The organism is Rhizobium sp. M10 (genome assembly GCF_002531955.1).
Lineage (GTDB): Bacteria > Pseudomonadota > Alphaproteobacteria > Rhizobiales > Rhizobiaceae > Rhizobium > Rhizobium etli_C.
The window spans coordinates 464,692-478,593 of the sequence record NZ_NWTA01000002.1; the positions used below are offsets into that span (position 1 = coordinate 464,692).

The 13,902-nt window shown below is 61.8% G+C and carries 13 protein-coding genes; 6 read left to right on the forward strand and 7 right to left on the reverse strand.

The genetic code is table 11. The features are described 5' to 3' along the window. Positions 1 to 6 precede the first annotated feature (6 nt). From CO671_RS04035 to CO671_RS04050, 4 genes are all read right to left on the reverse strand, one after another. Positions 7 to 1,149, reverse strand: a complete 1,143-nt coding sequence (locus CO671_RS04035; RefSeq protein ID WP_097604641.1) for a PQQ-dependent sugar dehydrogenase — start codon at positions 1,147 to 1,149, stop codon at positions 7 to 9. A gap of 58 nt (positions 1,150 to 1,207) precedes the next feature. Then, complete coding sequence (locus tag CO671_RS04040; protein ID WP_097604643.1) at positions 1,208 to 1,981, reverse strand: class GN sortase; 774 nt, start codon at positions 1,979 to 1,981, stop codon at positions 1,208 to 1,210. Further along, on the reverse strand, positions 1,971 to 4,352 hold the full coding sequence (locus tag CO671_RS04045; RefSeq protein WP_097604646.1) for a marine proteobacterial sortase target protein: 2,382 nt from the start codon (positions 4,350 to 4,352) through the stop codon (positions 1,971 to 1,973). Before CO671_RS04045 ends, CO671_RS04040 begins: the two co-directional genes overlap by 11 nt. A 246-nt stretch (positions 4,353 to 4,598) precedes the next feature. Then, positions 4,599 to 6,272: a glycosyltransferase family 39 protein gene (locus tag CO671_RS04050; RefSeq protein ID WP_097604650.1), complete on the reverse strand. Its 1,674-nt coding sequence runs from the start codon at positions 6,270 to 6,272 to the stop codon at positions 4,599 to 4,601. Between the two features lie 237 nt (positions 6,273 to 6,509). Between CO671_RS04050 and CO671_RS04055 the strand changes: the two genes are divergently transcribed. The 5 genes from CO671_RS04055 (at position 6,510) to CO671_RS04075 (ending at position 10,548) form a co-directional block, all read left to right on the forward strand. Then, a complete protein-coding gene (locus CO671_RS04055) occupies positions 6,510 to 7,712 on the forward strand; it encodes a pyridoxal phosphate-dependent aminotransferase (RefSeq protein WP_097604652.1) in 1,203 nt (400 codons plus the stop codon). A gap of 97 nt (positions 7,713 to 7,809) precedes the next feature. Next, a complete protein-coding gene (locus CO671_RS04060) occupies positions 7,810 to 8,070 on the forward strand; it encodes a type II toxin-antitoxin system prevent-host-death family antitoxin (RefSeq protein WP_097604655.1) in 261 nt (86 codons plus the stop codon). Positions 8,071 to 8,072: 2 nt separating this feature from the next. Beyond that, positions 8,073 to 8,459, forward strand: coding sequence for a type II toxin-antitoxin system VapC family toxin (locus tag CO671_RS04065; protein ID WP_097604657.1), 387 nt, complete (start codon positions 8,073 to 8,075; stop codon positions 8,457 to 8,459). Positions 8,460 to 8,744: 285 nt separating this feature from the next. Then, a complete protein-coding gene (locus CO671_RS04070; RefSeq protein WP_097604660.1) occupies positions 8,745 to 9,650 on the forward strand; it encodes a glycosyltransferase family 8 protein in 906 nt (301 codons plus the stop codon). A gap of 28 nt (positions 9,651 to 9,678) precedes the next feature. Further along, complete coding sequence (locus CO671_RS04075) at positions 9,679 to 10,548, forward strand: 3-deoxy-manno-octulosonate cytidylyltransferase (RefSeq protein WP_097604662.1); 870 nt, start codon at positions 9,679 to 9,681, stop codon at positions 10,546 to 10,548. Positions 10,549 to 10,573: 25 nt separating this feature from the next. Here the strand turns inward: CO671_RS04075 and CO671_RS04080 are convergent, their stop codons facing one another. Then, entirely contained in the window at positions 10,574 to 11,671 is a 1,098-nt protein-coding gene (locus CO671_RS04080; RefSeq protein ID WP_097604664.1) for a calcium:proton antiporter, read from the reverse strand. A 231-nt stretch (positions 11,672 to 11,902) separates the two neighbouring features. On the opposite strand from CO671_RS04080, the gene CO671_RS04085 reads away from it, so the two are divergent. Next, entirely contained in the window at positions 11,903 to 12,184 is a 282-nt protein-coding gene (locus CO671_RS04085) for a DUF2188 domain-containing protein (RefSeq protein WP_010029531.1), read from the forward strand. Positions 12,185 to 12,186: 2 nt separating this feature from the next. Here the strand turns inward: CO671_RS04085 and CO671_RS04090 are convergent, their stop codons facing one another. Next, positions 12,187 to 12,702 (reverse strand): GrpB family protein, encoded by a 516-nt coding sequence (locus CO671_RS04090; protein ID WP_097604666.1) that lies wholly within the window; start codon positions 12,700 to 12,702, stop codon positions 12,187 to 12,189. A 266-nt stretch (positions 12,703 to 12,968) separates the two neighbouring features. Beyond that, complete coding sequence (locus CO671_RS04095) at positions 12,969 to 13,874, reverse strand: LysR family transcriptional regulator (protein WP_097604669.1); 906 nt, start codon at positions 13,872 to 13,874, stop codon at positions 12,969 to 12,971. Positions 13,875 to 13,902 lie beyond the last annotated feature (28 nt).

The window sequence follows — 13,902 nt, forward strand, 5'->3', positions numbered from 1 at the left end:
GGGATCTCAGCCGTTGTTGGCCTCGGCGCGCGAGACCCTGAGCAGCGCGCCGTCGTCCTCGTCGGTCACCATCAGCAGCGCGCCGTCGGGCGCGACGACGACATCGCGGATGCGGCCGTAGTCGCCTTCGAACAGGCGTTCCTCGGCAACGAAGGCGCCGCTCTCATCCCGCTGCATTCTCGAAAGCAGCTGGAATTTCAGCGCTGCGACGAGGAAGTCGCCATCCCATTCCGGGAACATGGCGCCGCGATAGACTGCGAGCGCGCCGGGCGCAATTGACGGATCCCAGTACTGCAGCGGCTGCTCCAGCCCTTCCTTGGCGGTACCTTCGCCGATCTCGGCGCCGGAATAGTCGCGGCCGTAGGTGATGATCGGCCAACCGTAATTCTTGCCGGCTTCGGGCTGGTTGATTTCGTCGCCGCCGCGCGCGCCGTGTTCGACCGTATAGAGCTTGCCGTCCTTGGCGTCGAAAGTGATGCCCTGCGGGTTGCGGTGGCCCTTCGACCAGATCTCCGGCAGCGCCTTGCCGCCGTCCTTGAACGGATTGTCGGCGGGGATGCTGCCGTCGGCATTGATATGGATGATCGCGCCGGCATTGTCCTGCCAATCCTGGGAACGGTCGCGGTCGCCGCGATCCCCGACGCTGATGAACAGTGTGCCATCACGGGCAATCGCAATCCGCGAGCCATAGTGAATGTTGGTGGATGTGAAGCGCCGCATACCGAACAGAGGCGTTACAGCCTCGAGCTTCTTCTCGTCAGCAGAAAGCTTCGCGCTGAAGGCTTCGGTGCCGGAGCCCTGGTCGTTCCTCATGGCGGCGGTGAAATAGAGCTTTCTGCTCGTGGCAAAATCCGGGGCGAGCGCCAGATCCAGTAGCCCACCCTGGCCACGGGCACTGACCTTGGGCACGTTAGCGATTGGATCGGACAGTTTGCCGTCTCGGATAATGCGCATGCGGCCGGGCCGCTCGGTAACGATATAGCCGCCGCCGGGCAGTGCCTCGACCGCCCAAGGATGGTCGAGACCATCGGCGAGTTTTTCGACACGAACAGCGGGACCCTGTGTATTGACGGTATCGGCCGCGTTGGCCGATATGGCGCCTGCGAACGCTAGCGCTGCAGCGAAATGGAAGGCGGATACTCTCTTCATCTTGCTCCCCGTCGTCTCTTCATGCTGAACGTGGAGCGGGCAGGGGAAGGCTTCAACCTCATTCGCCCTGCAATAACGGCTTTGTGTTTGCCGGTTGAACGGAGCCGGTCGCCTCGCCGTCGACCAATTCCGCTTCGACGATGTAGCGCAGCGACCCCGGTTCGGTCGCATCGAAGGGCCAGCAGGTGGTCAGCGCCAGGCGGCGACCGTCGGAGGCGGGATCGATGCCGCTCGCATCCCATGGGGCGATGCGGCCTTCGCCAGCCTTGAAGGTCAACAGCTTGCCGTCGCGGCGGGTGATTTCGATGGTATCGCCGGGCCTTACATATTGGAGCCAGCGGAAATGCGTGTCGCGATGGGCGGCGATGACGGAGGTGCCTTGCTCGCCCGGCTGCGGCGTGTTGGCGAGCCAGGCGGGACCGAAGGCGAGGGCCTCGCCGGAGGCGCCGGAGAGCACGATGGCCTCCTTGTCGAGGCGCGGCGCGCGCACCTTGGCTTCCGTCGTAAAATCGGCCCAGGGCCAGGGCTTCATCTCTTCGCCGTGCAGTTCGGCGGCGAAAGCGCGCTTCAGCAGGACCTGCGAGAGCTCCGCCTTCGCCTTCAACAGGACACCGTCGCCGATCAGCGCCAGGCCATAAAGAGCAAGACCTGAAATGGCGAAGGCGATCGTCTTTTCGATCGGCGAAAGGCGCCAGAGGAAGAAGCCCTTCTTCTGGCGCGCCTTCGGTCTGTCATGGGCCGTGGCCGCGGCCATGGCGAGTTCCAGGTAGGTCGGAAGCGGCTCGAATTCAGCCGCCCCCTCGTTCCTGTCGGCAGGACGACTAGCGGCCATTGCGTCTGCCTCCGACGGTGAAGACGCCTTTGAGGCGCCGGCGCCACACGGCGAGTCCGCTTGCCGCCGTCAGCGCCAAGAGCAGCATGGTAAGCCCGCGCATGATCTGTTCGTCGGCGCGGGTCGCCGTCTGCGGCAGGTTCACGGTCGAAGTCTTCTGCGCGATCATCGTGGCCGCCTTCGCGGTCGGAGCTGCGGCCATCAGGTTTGCGATCTCGGGCGATGCGTCGCGCCCCTGGATGACGGCGGCAGCCTGCTGCGGTCCGGAACCCTCCGTCGGCGCGGTCGAGCCGTGGTCTTGCCCGCCGCCAAGCGGCGCAGCATTTTCGCCGAACACCTTCCCGAAATCCCAACCGTCAGGCAGGTTGAGCGGCAGCTTTGCCGAGCCGAGCGGCTCGTTGGCCGGCCGCGACGGCGTGACGTCGACGGCGACGAGGCTGGTGACGCGGGAGACGAGGTGGTGGGCAAGCGCCACCGTCTCGATATCCTTGTCGAGCGCGGCAGGATCCTGGCGTTGATAGGCGCGGGCTTCGAAATCGTCGATCTTGCGCCGCGCCCAGAGCTTGGAGATGCCGTTGCCGTCGGCGGCATTGGCGATATCCATCTCGACGCGCCAGGGCTGGTCGCCCGTCTTGCCGATGATCTGCAGCTTGCCGGCGGGCTTATCCTCAGGCAGTTCCGCCGTCAGCACGATGGGCTCGCCGCTGTAGAGGTCGGGCATCGGGTTCGGCGTGATATCCTCGGCCGCGACGCCTTCGAAATTCGCGGCGATATCGGTCATGGCGGGGTTTTGCAGCTTGGTGAAGAGCTCACCCATGCGGCTTGCCACCTGATCGGCCGAGCCGATTTGGGTGAAGGTGCCGCGGCCGATTTCGGCGGCCTTGGTCATGAAGTAAGTATTGGGCGCCGAGCCGATGCCGACGGTGAAGACGCGGGCATCGCCGCGGTTTGCGGTTATTTCCTGGAAGAGCTGCTGCTCGTTGCCGATCGCGCCGTCTGTCAGAAACACGACTTGGCGCAGCGCTCCGCTTGTGACCGGCCCCTGGTTGCGCAGCGCGTCCTCGAGGGCGGGCAGCATTTCGGTGCCGCCGTCGGCGGTCAGGCCTCTGACATAAGCGATGGCCTTTTCGCGATTGTCTGGCGTGGCGGCGACGAGGCCCTTGAAATAATCGGTCATCGTGTCGTCGAAACGGATGACGTTGAAGCGGTCATCCGGATTCAGCTTGGAAATGGCAAGGGCCAGGCTCTGTCTTGCCTGCTCGATCGACTGGCCGGACATGGAGCCGGAATTGTCGATGACGAAGACCACCTCGCGCTTGGCCGGCGCTGCCGCATCCGGCGCCGTCGGCGGAGTGACGAAGGCGAGCAGATAGGTCTTGCCGTCCTTCACTTCGCGAAAGAGACCGGCGCTCGGCGTCTTGCCGGGAGCAGCCTTCCAGGTGAGCTCGAAATCCTTGTCGGCGGGGACGGAATCCCCTTTCAGGCTGATCGTCCTCACCTGGTCGCCGTCCTGTCCGATATCGACCCCATGAAAGGACGATGTGACGTCGCCGAGCGGAAAGCCGGCCTTGAGATCGACAGTCAGCGAGACAGGGTTGATTTTGGCATTCTCGCGCGGATCAAGCACTGGGGCTTCGATCTTCTCACGGTTTTCCACCGGGTCGCTCGGCGTGGCGAAGCCGGCGCCGTTGTTGAATTCGACGGTCTGGACGATCGGCGCCGGATTGTAGCGCGGCGCGACGACCATCGGGAAGCGCAGCGAGAACTCGCCGCCCGACTGGCGGACCGTCTGCTGATATTCGATCTGCACGACGATCTCTTCGCCGGGGCCGATATTGGCGACCTGATTGGTGAAGATGTTCGGCCGCTGCTGTTCGAGCAATGCCGTCTTCTTGCCCTCGGCCTTGGCCTGCTCGTAGATCTCGCGGGCTTCCTGGCGCGGCTTGATCTGGCCTTCGATGAAGCGTTCGCCGATCTGCATCTTCAGCGCGTCGACGGCGGAATTCTCCGGCAGCGGGAAGACATAGGTGCCCTCGACCCAGCCCTGGCTCGGGTTCTGGAAGCGCTGCGTCACCTTCACCCTGGCGATCGGTCCCGAGACGTCGATTGCGACGTCGGTCTTCAGCCGCGGCGCTTCGACGTAGAAGCCGGGTTCCTTCGACGGGAAGAGCAGCGAGCCGCTATTGACGTCGTTCGGCCGGACGAGGGCCGCGAGCTGACCGGATGTCTGCTGCGCCTCGGCGCGCGCGGCTGAGGCAAGCCCCAGCATGGCTGCGACGCAGGCGACAAAGGCGGTGGCGGCGACAAGAAATGAAATGGAAATCCGGCGCATGCGCATGCGCCCGATGGCGAACTCATCTTCCAGAAACATTGGCGTACCCTCAATAACCAATTTTGGATAACGCAATGATGCGGCTTCGATCTCGGCGCGCTCGCGACCGAATTGCGGCGGTGTACGGCATTTGTTGCGGCTTATTCGTGGCGAAGGGCGAATCCGACAATGCCCCTGATTTCTAAGGGCTTAGGTGACAAAACGCGACCGTTGCCGCCGCGAAAGTGCCGGACGTGATGCGGTCGAATGCGTGGCCCTGAACCGTCGAGGCTCATTCCGCGGCTCTCAGGGACGGGTGATCCTGTAGACCAGCAAATCATTTGAATCCGTAAGCTTGGTTGCGGTCCTGTCCAGATAGTCGATCAGGCCCTTATGATGCTCGACGAACAGCAGGTCCTGCTTGTCTGTGGCGTTCTTGGCCACGCCGAACAGATCCGCGCCCTGCGCGCGCAGTTCCTCGAGCTGTGCGATTGCGGTGGCGTCATCGGCGACGAATTTCGACCATTCGGAATCGCCTCCGCCAGGCGGGAATACCCAGCCGCGCGCCCTGCTGTAGTAGACTGCGACGGGATCACCGACTTCCGGCGCGATGGCGACGACGAGATCGCCCGGTTGCGTCAGCCGCGCCAGTTCCTCGCCAAGCAGCTTGCCCTTCATCGCGACCGGCTTCTTCATCGTCCTGACCAGCGGAAGGGTCGACCAGCCGAGCGTTATGGCGACGATACAGATCGAGCGAAGCATCACTGCCGGCGTTAGAAAGGTTGTCGATGTAAGCCTTGCCAGAAGAAGCGCGCCATGGCCGCAGAATATCGCAACCGGCACATGGAAGATGTGGAAGTTCCACACATTGCTGGTGATCTCGCCCGCCGCCGCCAGATAAAGAATAAACGCCGCAGCCAGCCACACATAGGGAATGGCCGAAAGGATGCGCTGCTTCGGGTCTTCGGCGGGTCTGGGCGGCATCCACATGCCGACGGCGAACAGCACCATGAACGGATAGCCATAGAACCATAAAACCGAGGTGTTCCATGCGGATTTGAAGTAGAATCTGTCCCTGACATATGTCCAGAAGCCGTAATCCCAGATATAGCCGCCGCTGCCGGCGAAATGAAACGGCGGATAGCTGCGGGCGAGATAGATCGCCCAGCTGAAATAAGCGCCGATGATGGCCAGGCTCAAAAGCCCTGACAGGAAGACCAAGCTCGCCTGCTTCCACTTCTTCTCCAGAATCCAGCAGACCATCAGATAAAAGATGACGGCGCCGGCGGCGATGCCCGGAGGCTTTGACAGCACGCCCAGCGAGAAGCTGGCCGTGGCGAGCGGCAAGAGCCAGCCGCTGCCGCCGACCCAGTATTTGGCGAACAGCCAGACACCAAGAGTGACCAAGGCCAGCATCGCGGGATCGGGAAGAAACGAGCTGTCGATCTGGATCGCCGCCGGCATCAGCGCGTAGGCCAATGCTGCCGCGTGGGCGTGCCTCTCGCCCCAGCACAGCGCCGTCAGCCTGTGCAGCGAAAACACGGTCAGCAGCCCGAACAAGGCCGCAACCACGCGGCCGAACCAGTCGTGCCAGCCGAAGAGTTGGTAGAGCAGGGCTGAGAGATAGCTGACGATCTGGAACTCGCGGCCCTGATAGCTTGGCCCGGGCCCGGTCCAGCTGACCTCGGGAAAGAAGATGTTCCAGCTGCGCTGCTGGAAGTTGTCGGCCATCATGGCGGTGCTTATCTCACGCCAACTGAAGCCGTCGACCAGCGGCAAGGTGATCTTGTGGAACCTGAAGACGATCGCAATAATCAGGATCCCCAGCAGGATTGCCGTGTCGAGGTTCAGATAGTTGCGGGCAGCCTTTTCCCGGTCGATCGTCTCCTGCGGGTATTGCCGACTTTCGGGCCGATTCAATTCCAGGTCGTCCGGCGCGAGACGCAGCGGTGGGGAGGGCTTGCGGGGCGGCTTTCTCATGCCGGCAGTTCATCAGCAGTGGCTTAAAAAGCAATTCATCCAAATTGAGTACTGACCCTCCTCCTCGTGCTAAGATGGCAAGAACCCCGGCTCGCCCTCTATGGCGAAAACGATCAATAAGAATCATTGCCCCCATCACGCCTTTGCGCTTGAAATGCCGTCATACATTGGACATAGAGCTAACCGCAGAACTCCGGTCCCGGCTTTCTGCCCGTTTCAACCATTAGGACCGATATCATGGCCTTCCTTGCCGATGCTCTTTCCCGTGTGAAGCCTTCAGCCACCATCGCCGTCTCCCAGAAAGCGCGCGAGCTGAAAGCAAAAGGACGCGACGTCATCGGCCTCGGCGCCGGCGAGCCGGATTTCGATACGCCCGAGAATATCAAGAAGGCCGCCATCGACGCGATCAACCGCGGCGAGACGAAGTACACGCCGGTTTCCGGTATTCCCGAATTGCGCAAGGCGATCGCCGCCAAGTTCAAGCGCGAGAACGGCCTGGAATATTCCTGGGAGCAGACGATCGTCGGCACGGGCGGCAAACAGATCCTGTTCAACGCCTTCATGGCGACGCTGAACCCCGGCGACGAGGTCGTCGTCCCTGCGCCCTACTGGGTTTCCTATCCCGAGATGGTGGCGCTGTGCGGCGGCACGCCGGTTTTCGTTTCGGCCACCCAGGAACACAATTTCAAGCTCCAGGCCGCCGATCTCGAAAAGGCGATCACGCCGAAGACCAAGTGGTTCATCTTCAACTCGCCGTCCAACCCGACGGGTGCTGCCTATACGCATGCCGAGCTGAAGGCGCTGACCGACGTGCTGATGAAGCATCCGCATGTCTGGGTGCTGACCGACGACATGTACGAGCATCTGACCTATGGCGACTTCAAGTTCGTCACGCCTGTCGAAGTCGAGCCCAAGCTCTACGACCGCACGCTGACGATGAACGGCGTCTCCAAGGCCTATGCGATGACCGGCTGGCGTATCGGCTATGCGGCCGGCCCGATCCAGCTCATCAAGGCGATGGACATGATCCAGGGTCAGCAGACCTCCGGCGCGACCTCGATCGCCCAGTGGGCGGCCGTCGAAGCGCTGAACGGCACGCAGGACTTCATCCCCGAGAACAAGAAGATCTTCGAAGGCCGCCGCGATCTCGTCGTGTCCATGCTGAACCAGGCCAAGGGCATCGTCTGCCCGGTTCCGGAAGGCGCCTTCTACGTCTATCCGTCTTGCAAGGGCTTGATCGGCAAGACCGCCCCCTCCGGCAAGGTCATCGAGACCGACGAGGATTTTGTCTCCGAGCTTCTGGAATCGGAAGGTGTGGCCGTCGTTCACGGCTCGGCCTTCGGCCTCGGCCCGAACTTCCGCATCTCCTACGCAACCTCGGAGGATTTGCTCGAGGAAGCCTGCCGCCGCATCCAGCGCTTCTGCGCCGCCTGCAAGTAAGCCGGTTGCGATTACATCGATCGAAGGCCCGCCGGCGACGGCGGGCTTTTTGTTTGCGGCGTTGACGATGTGGCTGCATGTAGCTACATTTGACGTCATGAAGACCGTTTCGATCCGTGACGCGAAGAACCGCCTGACCGAGCTTGCCCGCGAGGTCGAGAAAGGCGAGACCATTGTCGTGACCCGCAACGGCAAGCCGGTCTTCGATCTCGTCCCGCATCAGAAGCGCGGCGGTTTGAACCTGGAGGCTGGCGAGGCCTATCTCCGTTCCAAGGGCATCACGAGGACGGAGATGTATATTGCCGACGACTTCGACGATCCTCTGCCGGAAGATTTCCTTCTGAAGCCGCTGCCGTGACCATGCGGGTCCTGCTTGACACGCACATGGTGATCGCGATTGCGCAGAAGCAACTGACGGAACGTTTTCCGCGTGTCGAGCAGCTGCTTTCGGACCATGCCGCCAGCGGCTTCGTCAGCGTCGCCAGTCTCTGGGAAATTGCCATCAAGACGAGGCTGGGCAAATTGCAGCCGGGATTGCCGTTAGAGACCATTCCCGTCTATCTCCGGGAGGCCGGGCTGACGATCCTGCCCGTCGAGGTCCCGCACGTCATCACCGCCGCCGATCCCGAGCCGGAGACGCGCGATCCCTTCGACCGGCTGCTGCTGGCGCAGTGCAAGGTCGAGGGCTTGCAGCTTGCGACGGTCGACCGATTGCTTGTCGACCATCCGCTGGCGCTGCGCCTCTGAAGCGCGTCGCAATCTTTCATCTTCGCTCCCAGCGCTCCAGGTTTTTGATTTCTCGCATGTCGTCATCGCAAAACCGCTGCACACTTTTGCGCGACATGCTTTAGGCTTCCATCCTGATTGAAGACCTTGCGGCATCGATTCCGCTTTGCCTCGCAAGTCGTTGAATTCCGATTCAAAACGTGAGGGGGAGCGCCGGCGGCGCGGGTGATCTCAGGTTGCGGGCGGCCGCCAAACCAACTAGATATCCGCCATCAAGTTCAAGTTGCCGCTTTGGGAGGCCGGATTTTGCAGCAGAGTGCCGTCATCGTCTGTTCCGACGTCAACATGCTGCCGGCTGCCTGCTGCACCCTGCTTTCCGTCAAGCGCAATCTGGCGAAGGCCGGTGTTGAATTCCTGCTTCTCGGCATCGACCTGAAGCCGAACGAGGTCGCCGAGGTCGAAAGCTTCGCGCGCCTGCATGGCATGACGATCAAGGTGCTGCCCTATGCGACGCCGGATACGGCGCGCCAGGCGCGCGGCCGTTGGTCCGCCGCCACGCTGGCGCGGCTCTATATGGATCTGCAAATTCCGGGGAATATCGAGCGCCTGCTTTACCTCGACGCCGATGTGCTGGCGGTAGCGCCCGTCGACGAACTCTTCACCAGGGATCTCCAGGGCAAGGCGCTTGCCGCCGTCGATGACTATGTCATGGCCTTTCCCGAGAAGGCGGGCGCGCGGCAGCGCAAGATCGGCATGGGCGAGGGCGGACGCTATTTCAATGCCGGCGTCTTGCTGTTCGACTGGTCGGTCTGCCGGGCGAAGGGGCTTTTTGCCAGGACCCGGGAGATCTTCGAGGAGCGCTCGCATCTGTTCGAAAACAACGATCAGGATGCGCTGAACGTCACATTCGACGGCGACTGGCTGGTGCTCGATCCGCGCTGGAACACGCAGACGGGACTACTGCCTTTTGTCGCCCGGCCGGCGATCCTCCATTTCACCGGCCGCAAGAAACCGTGGCAGGCGACCGTTCCCTGGGTGCACCGTCGGATGGCTGTGCGTTATGCCGAGGATCTCCGCAACACGCCGTGGGCCTCCTTCTGCAGGCAGCCGTCGGCAGCGGGCCGGGTTGCCGGCTTCTTCTCGCATGTGGGAAAGCAGATCGGCGGGCTGACGCGGCTTGCACGGATGCGCGCCTATTTCAGCAACAGCTAGATCGTCCTTGGAAAGTGCATGTGAGCCGATGGAATCAATTCCGAGCGATATCAGGACTACGGCCGCCGAAGATGGCGGAGTGAATCTCGTGACACAGGAAGCGTGGAAGGCGCTGCTGTCGCGCTATTCCCACATCGTGCTTGTGGCGAATAGCGAAGCGGTCGATTTCGAACGGCTCAGAAGCGAGCTGCCGGAGACGGCGCTCTACGTCTTCTTCAACAATGTCTACAAGGTGCTCGACGAGCCCTTCGCCGGTCATGCGGTGCTGGTTGCCCGCAGCGGCGTGATGGGCGCCAATATCGTCCACCGGCGGGAAGTGGGCGATGTCCTGCGCTTCTTTGCCGGTGATGACTTCCTGGGTGTCATCAATATTCGCGTCTCCCCGGAGGAAAACTTCAGCGAGCAAAGCCGCTTCAACGGCGCCAAGGCCCGCCACCTCGATCTGACGCAAATGCTTGGCGATCTCTATCCCCAGGGCAAAATCGCCACGAGCGGCTTTGCAATGGCGCTCTGGCTCGCCGGCCTGCAACTGCCGGGCAAGATCCTGCTTGCCGGCTTTTCGGCCAAGAGAAGCGAGAAGTGGAAGGTCTTCGACGTGCACGATTGGACGTTCGAGCAGATCTTCCTGCGCCTCTTTGCCAGAATGGGCTCGATCTCGATGGTGGGCGGCGTCGATGCCAGCCCCTATTCGGCGCTCGCCAAGCGGTTTCCACAGGTGCCGCCGATCGAGATCGCGATGACGGCGGCCGAAGTCTTGTCCGAGCGGCTCCATAATGCCAACGGCCAGATCGACAGGCTGATGTCAGTCACCAAATCCATTCGCGCCATCGAAAATTTCTTCCGGCGCTTCAAGCCGAAAACCCGTAAAGAGCGTTTCCTCGAAAAGTCGAAGGGATAAGCTGCTTCACCGCAGTGTTCTGTCTTCAAAGCCCCAGCGCCGTCAGCATGACGAAGGTGGAAAACAGGATGAAATGCGTCATGCCCTCGATGGCGTTGGTCTCGCCGTCGTTGAGATTGATTGCCGCGGCAATCAGCGTGATCGCGACCATCACCGTCTGCACCGGGGTCATCGCCATGATGAGGGGCTGGCCGGTATAGAGCGCGATCGCCTCCATGGCGGGCACCGTCAGGATCACCGTCGACAGCGAGGCGCCCATGGCGATATTGACCGTCGCCTGCATCCGGTTCCTCAACGCCGCCCTCAAGGCGGTCAGGATCTCGGGGGCGGCCGAAATCGCCGCGACGACGACGGCCGTGACGGCGATCGGGGCGCCGCTATCGCGCAGGCCCTCAGCCATAAAAGCCGACATGAACTCCGCCAGCAGGCCGATGATGACTATGCCTGCGAGGATGCTCACGATCGAGGCCGCCGCCGGTCCCTCGGTGTCGCGTTCGTCGTGACTTTCCTTCTTCCGCTCGGAGCGCGGATAGCTGTAACTGAAGAAATAGCTGTGCTGCCCGACCTGCATGCGCAGGAAGAGGCCGTAAAGCGCGATCATCGCGACGATGGTGAAGGCGGAATAATAGTGCCACTTATCGCTCGGCACGAATTCCGGCACGATCATGGAAATGCCCATGGCGGTGAGAATCATCACGCCGTAGGTCTTGCCCGAATTGTCGTTATAGGGCTGCTCGCCGTGTTTGAGGCCGCCGAGCAGGGCGGCGAGGCCGAGAATGCCGTTGATGTCGAGCATCAGGGCCGAATAAATCGTGTCGCGCACCAGCGTCGGAGAACTTTCGCCGGTCATCATGATGGCGAGGATGAGGACTTCGACGGCGAGGGCCGAAAGTGTCAGGATCATCGTGCCGTAGGGATCGCCGACCTTGACGGCGAGCAGTTCGGCATGATGGGCGACGCGGATCGAGGCAAGCACGATGGTGGCGACCAGGGCGGCGGCGGCGAGCAGCGCGACACCGCGTCCCATTTCGATCACTGCGTGTTCCAGGAGATACGCGATCATCGCGGCGGCAAGCGCGGCGACGAGATATTTTTCCGCTTTAAAGCGTGAAGCGATGCCCAAATCAAAGCTCCCGTTGCGATTCATGCCTCTTAACTAAGTCACTGATTCGGGATGGGAAGCGCGCCACGGCACTCTGCTATTTGCAGTCTTCGGCGTTTAATGGAATACTGAACGCCATCGGGGCCGGAAAGCAGATCGCGGCGTCCTCGTATTCTCGTCAAGCGGCCGCGATGATCCGGACCCTGTCCGGAGGCGTGCGAATGCGCAACATAAAGATGAGGAGACGGATGCATGATAAAGGTGGTCTACGAAGTCGTGCCGCATGACGGCGGCTGGGCCTACAGACTGGGAGGCGTCTATTCCGAAGCATTTCCGAGCCATGCCGAGGCGCTCGAAGCTGCGCGTATCGTCGCGGCCGAACAGCAGGTCGGCGGCGATTCCGCCGAGATCAGCTGGCAGGACGAAAACGGCAAGTGGCACGAGGAATACGCCGAGGGCGGAGACCGGCCGGAAACGGAAGTGGTGGACGGCCTGTGGCAGGATCGCGCGGCCGGAGCCCCGCATGGCCCGTGACACTAAGCATTGCCCTTCAATGCCCGCGCGACGATCGCGTCGACAAAGTCGCGCTTCTGCGCGGTATAGCGATCGCCGTCCGTCCTGAACGCGGCTGCCAGTCTGCGTTTGAGCGCGGCATACTCGCTCGCCGACTCCGGATGCGCGATGAGATAATCCCGGAAAGCCAGCCTGTTTCGATGTGTGCCGTTGCCGGCCGGGCAAAGGTAGACCCGCTCCGCCGGTGCCGAACCTCTCGATAAAAATGCCCAGACGTCGTCGTCATAGCGATTGCCGCGCGGTTCATAGCCTTCCGCCAGAAGCACCGCTGTGGCATCGGCGATATGCTCGAGGCCGGGAAGAACGATGTCGATATCGATCAGAGGCTTGGCGATCATGTCCGCTATCGACGTGCTGCCGATATGATCGACGGAGAGCGCCTGCGGCAGCCAGGTAAGCAGCCGGCTGCGGATGCGCCGGAAATCCGCCGGCCATTGCGGATCGTAAGGCACCAGTTCAACCGGATTGTGAGGTGTCATCTTTATCCTGTTAGAGCAATGTCAGCAAAATGGTGATGCGATTGGTGTCAGGAATCGCAGGAAAAACAGGGGTATAAAGTGATACCCATCCGGCGGAGACGGCCGATCCCTTGAATTGTGCATGATTCCTTTCGGAAATCGATTCCGATTTTGGGACTATCCGCCAGAGCATGATGCCGAAAAGTGTGAGCGGTTTTCGGACGACATCATGCACTAACTCTTTAATTTAGAACAGGATTCAGTTTTTAGGCCGACCGGGCCTAAAATCATCCTGTTCTAGTCGAATACCGGTAGTAATCCTGCAGGCCGTTGACCAGCGCGTCGAAAGTGACGCGGCAGCGTGGCGAGGATTTCAGACTCTCATGCATCGCCACCCAGGTGCCGAGCGGGATGTTGAAAGCATCGGCCAGGAGATGCACGAGATCAGCATTCTCCCGGGCAAGCCCGATCTGGCAGAGGCCGATACCGACGCCGGCGCGGATCGCGGCAAGCTGGGCGAGGTTGCTGTCGGTCCTGTAGGCGAATTTGATCCCATCCGGCACGGGATAGCGCTTCATCACCAGGCGGACATAGGCCGTCTGTCGGTCAAAGCCGATAAGCCGATGATTGGCGAGGTCAGCCACGCTTTGCGGAATGCCATATCGTTCGAGATAACGGCGATGGGCATGGAAGCCGAGCGGAATATCGCCGATGCGGCGCACGACGAGCGCATCCTGCTGCGGTTCGGCCATGCGCACGGCAATATCGGCCTCGCGATTCACCAGATCCTCGATCGCATCGGAAGCCGAGAGTTCGATCTGCAGCTCGGGATGGGCGTCCTGTAACGGCCCAAGAATCGCAGGCAGCACTTCGACGGCGATGACCTCGCTGGCGCTGATCCTGATCGTTCCGGCGACTCGTTCGCGTTGGCTGGATGCGGTCCGCAACAGTGCGGCGGTGGTTGCCGCCAGCGTCTCGGCATAGGGCTCGAGCGCCAGTGCTGCGTCGGTCGGCAGCAGACCGTTCGGCGATCGGGTGAAGAGCTCGGCGCCGATCGCCAGTTCCAGGGCATCGACATGGCGGCCTATGGTCGGCTGCGTCAACCCCAGCTCGCGGGCGGCGGCCGAAAGCGATCCGTGCTGGAGCACGGTGAGGAAACTGCGATAGAAATCCCAGCTCGGTTCGGAGTTCATATATTTTTGTATGTCGGATCCACTGATT

What these genes read in the sequence shown, in the direction of transcription:
- CO671_RS04040 (WP_097604643.1), bottom strand. Translation starts at nt 1,981, where the DNA reads ATGGCCGCTAGTCGTCCTGCCGACAGGAACGAGGGGGCGGCTGAATTC.
- CO671_RS04035 (WP_097604641.1), bottom strand. Translation starts at nt 1,149, where the DNA reads ATGAAGAGAGTATCCGCCTTCCATTTCGCTGCAGCGCTAGCGTTCGCA.
- CO671_RS04095 (WP_097604669.1), bottom strand. Translation starts at nt 13,874, where the DNA reads ATGAACTCCGAACCGAGCTGGGATTTCTATCGCAGTTTCCTCACCGTG.
- CO671_RS04045 (WP_097604646.1), bottom strand. Translation starts at nt 4,352, where the DNA reads ATGTTTCTGGAAGATGAGTTCGCCATCGGGCGCATGCGCATGCGCCGG.
- CO671_RS04050 (WP_097604650.1), bottom strand. Translation starts at nt 6,272, where the DNA reads ATGAGAAAGCCGCCCCGCAAGCCCTCCCCACCGCTGCGTCTCGCGCCG.
- CO671_RS04060 (WP_097604655.1), top strand. Translation starts at nt 7,810, where the DNA reads ATGAAGACCGTTTCGATCCGTGACGCGAAGAACCGCCTGACCGAGCTT.
- CO671_RS04065 (WP_097604657.1), top strand. Translation starts at nt 8,073, where the DNA reads ATGCGGGTCCTGCTTGACACGCACATGGTGATCGCGATTGCGCAGAAG.
- CO671_RS04090 (WP_097604666.1), bottom strand. Translation starts at nt 12,702, where the DNA reads ATGACACCTCACAATCCGGTTGAACTGGTGCCTTACGATCCGCAATGG.
- CO671_RS04085 (WP_010029531.1), top strand. Translation starts at nt 11,903, where the DNA reads ATGATAAAGGTGGTCTACGAAGTCGTGCCGCATGACGGCGGCTGGGCC.
- CO671_RS04055 (WP_097604652.1), top strand. Translation starts at nt 6,510, where the DNA reads ATGGCCTTCCTTGCCGATGCTCTTTCCCGTGTGAAGCCTTCAGCCACC.
- CO671_RS04075 (WP_097604662.1), top strand. Translation starts at nt 9,679, where the DNA reads ATGGAATCAATTCCGAGCGATATCAGGACTACGGCCGCCGAAGATGGC.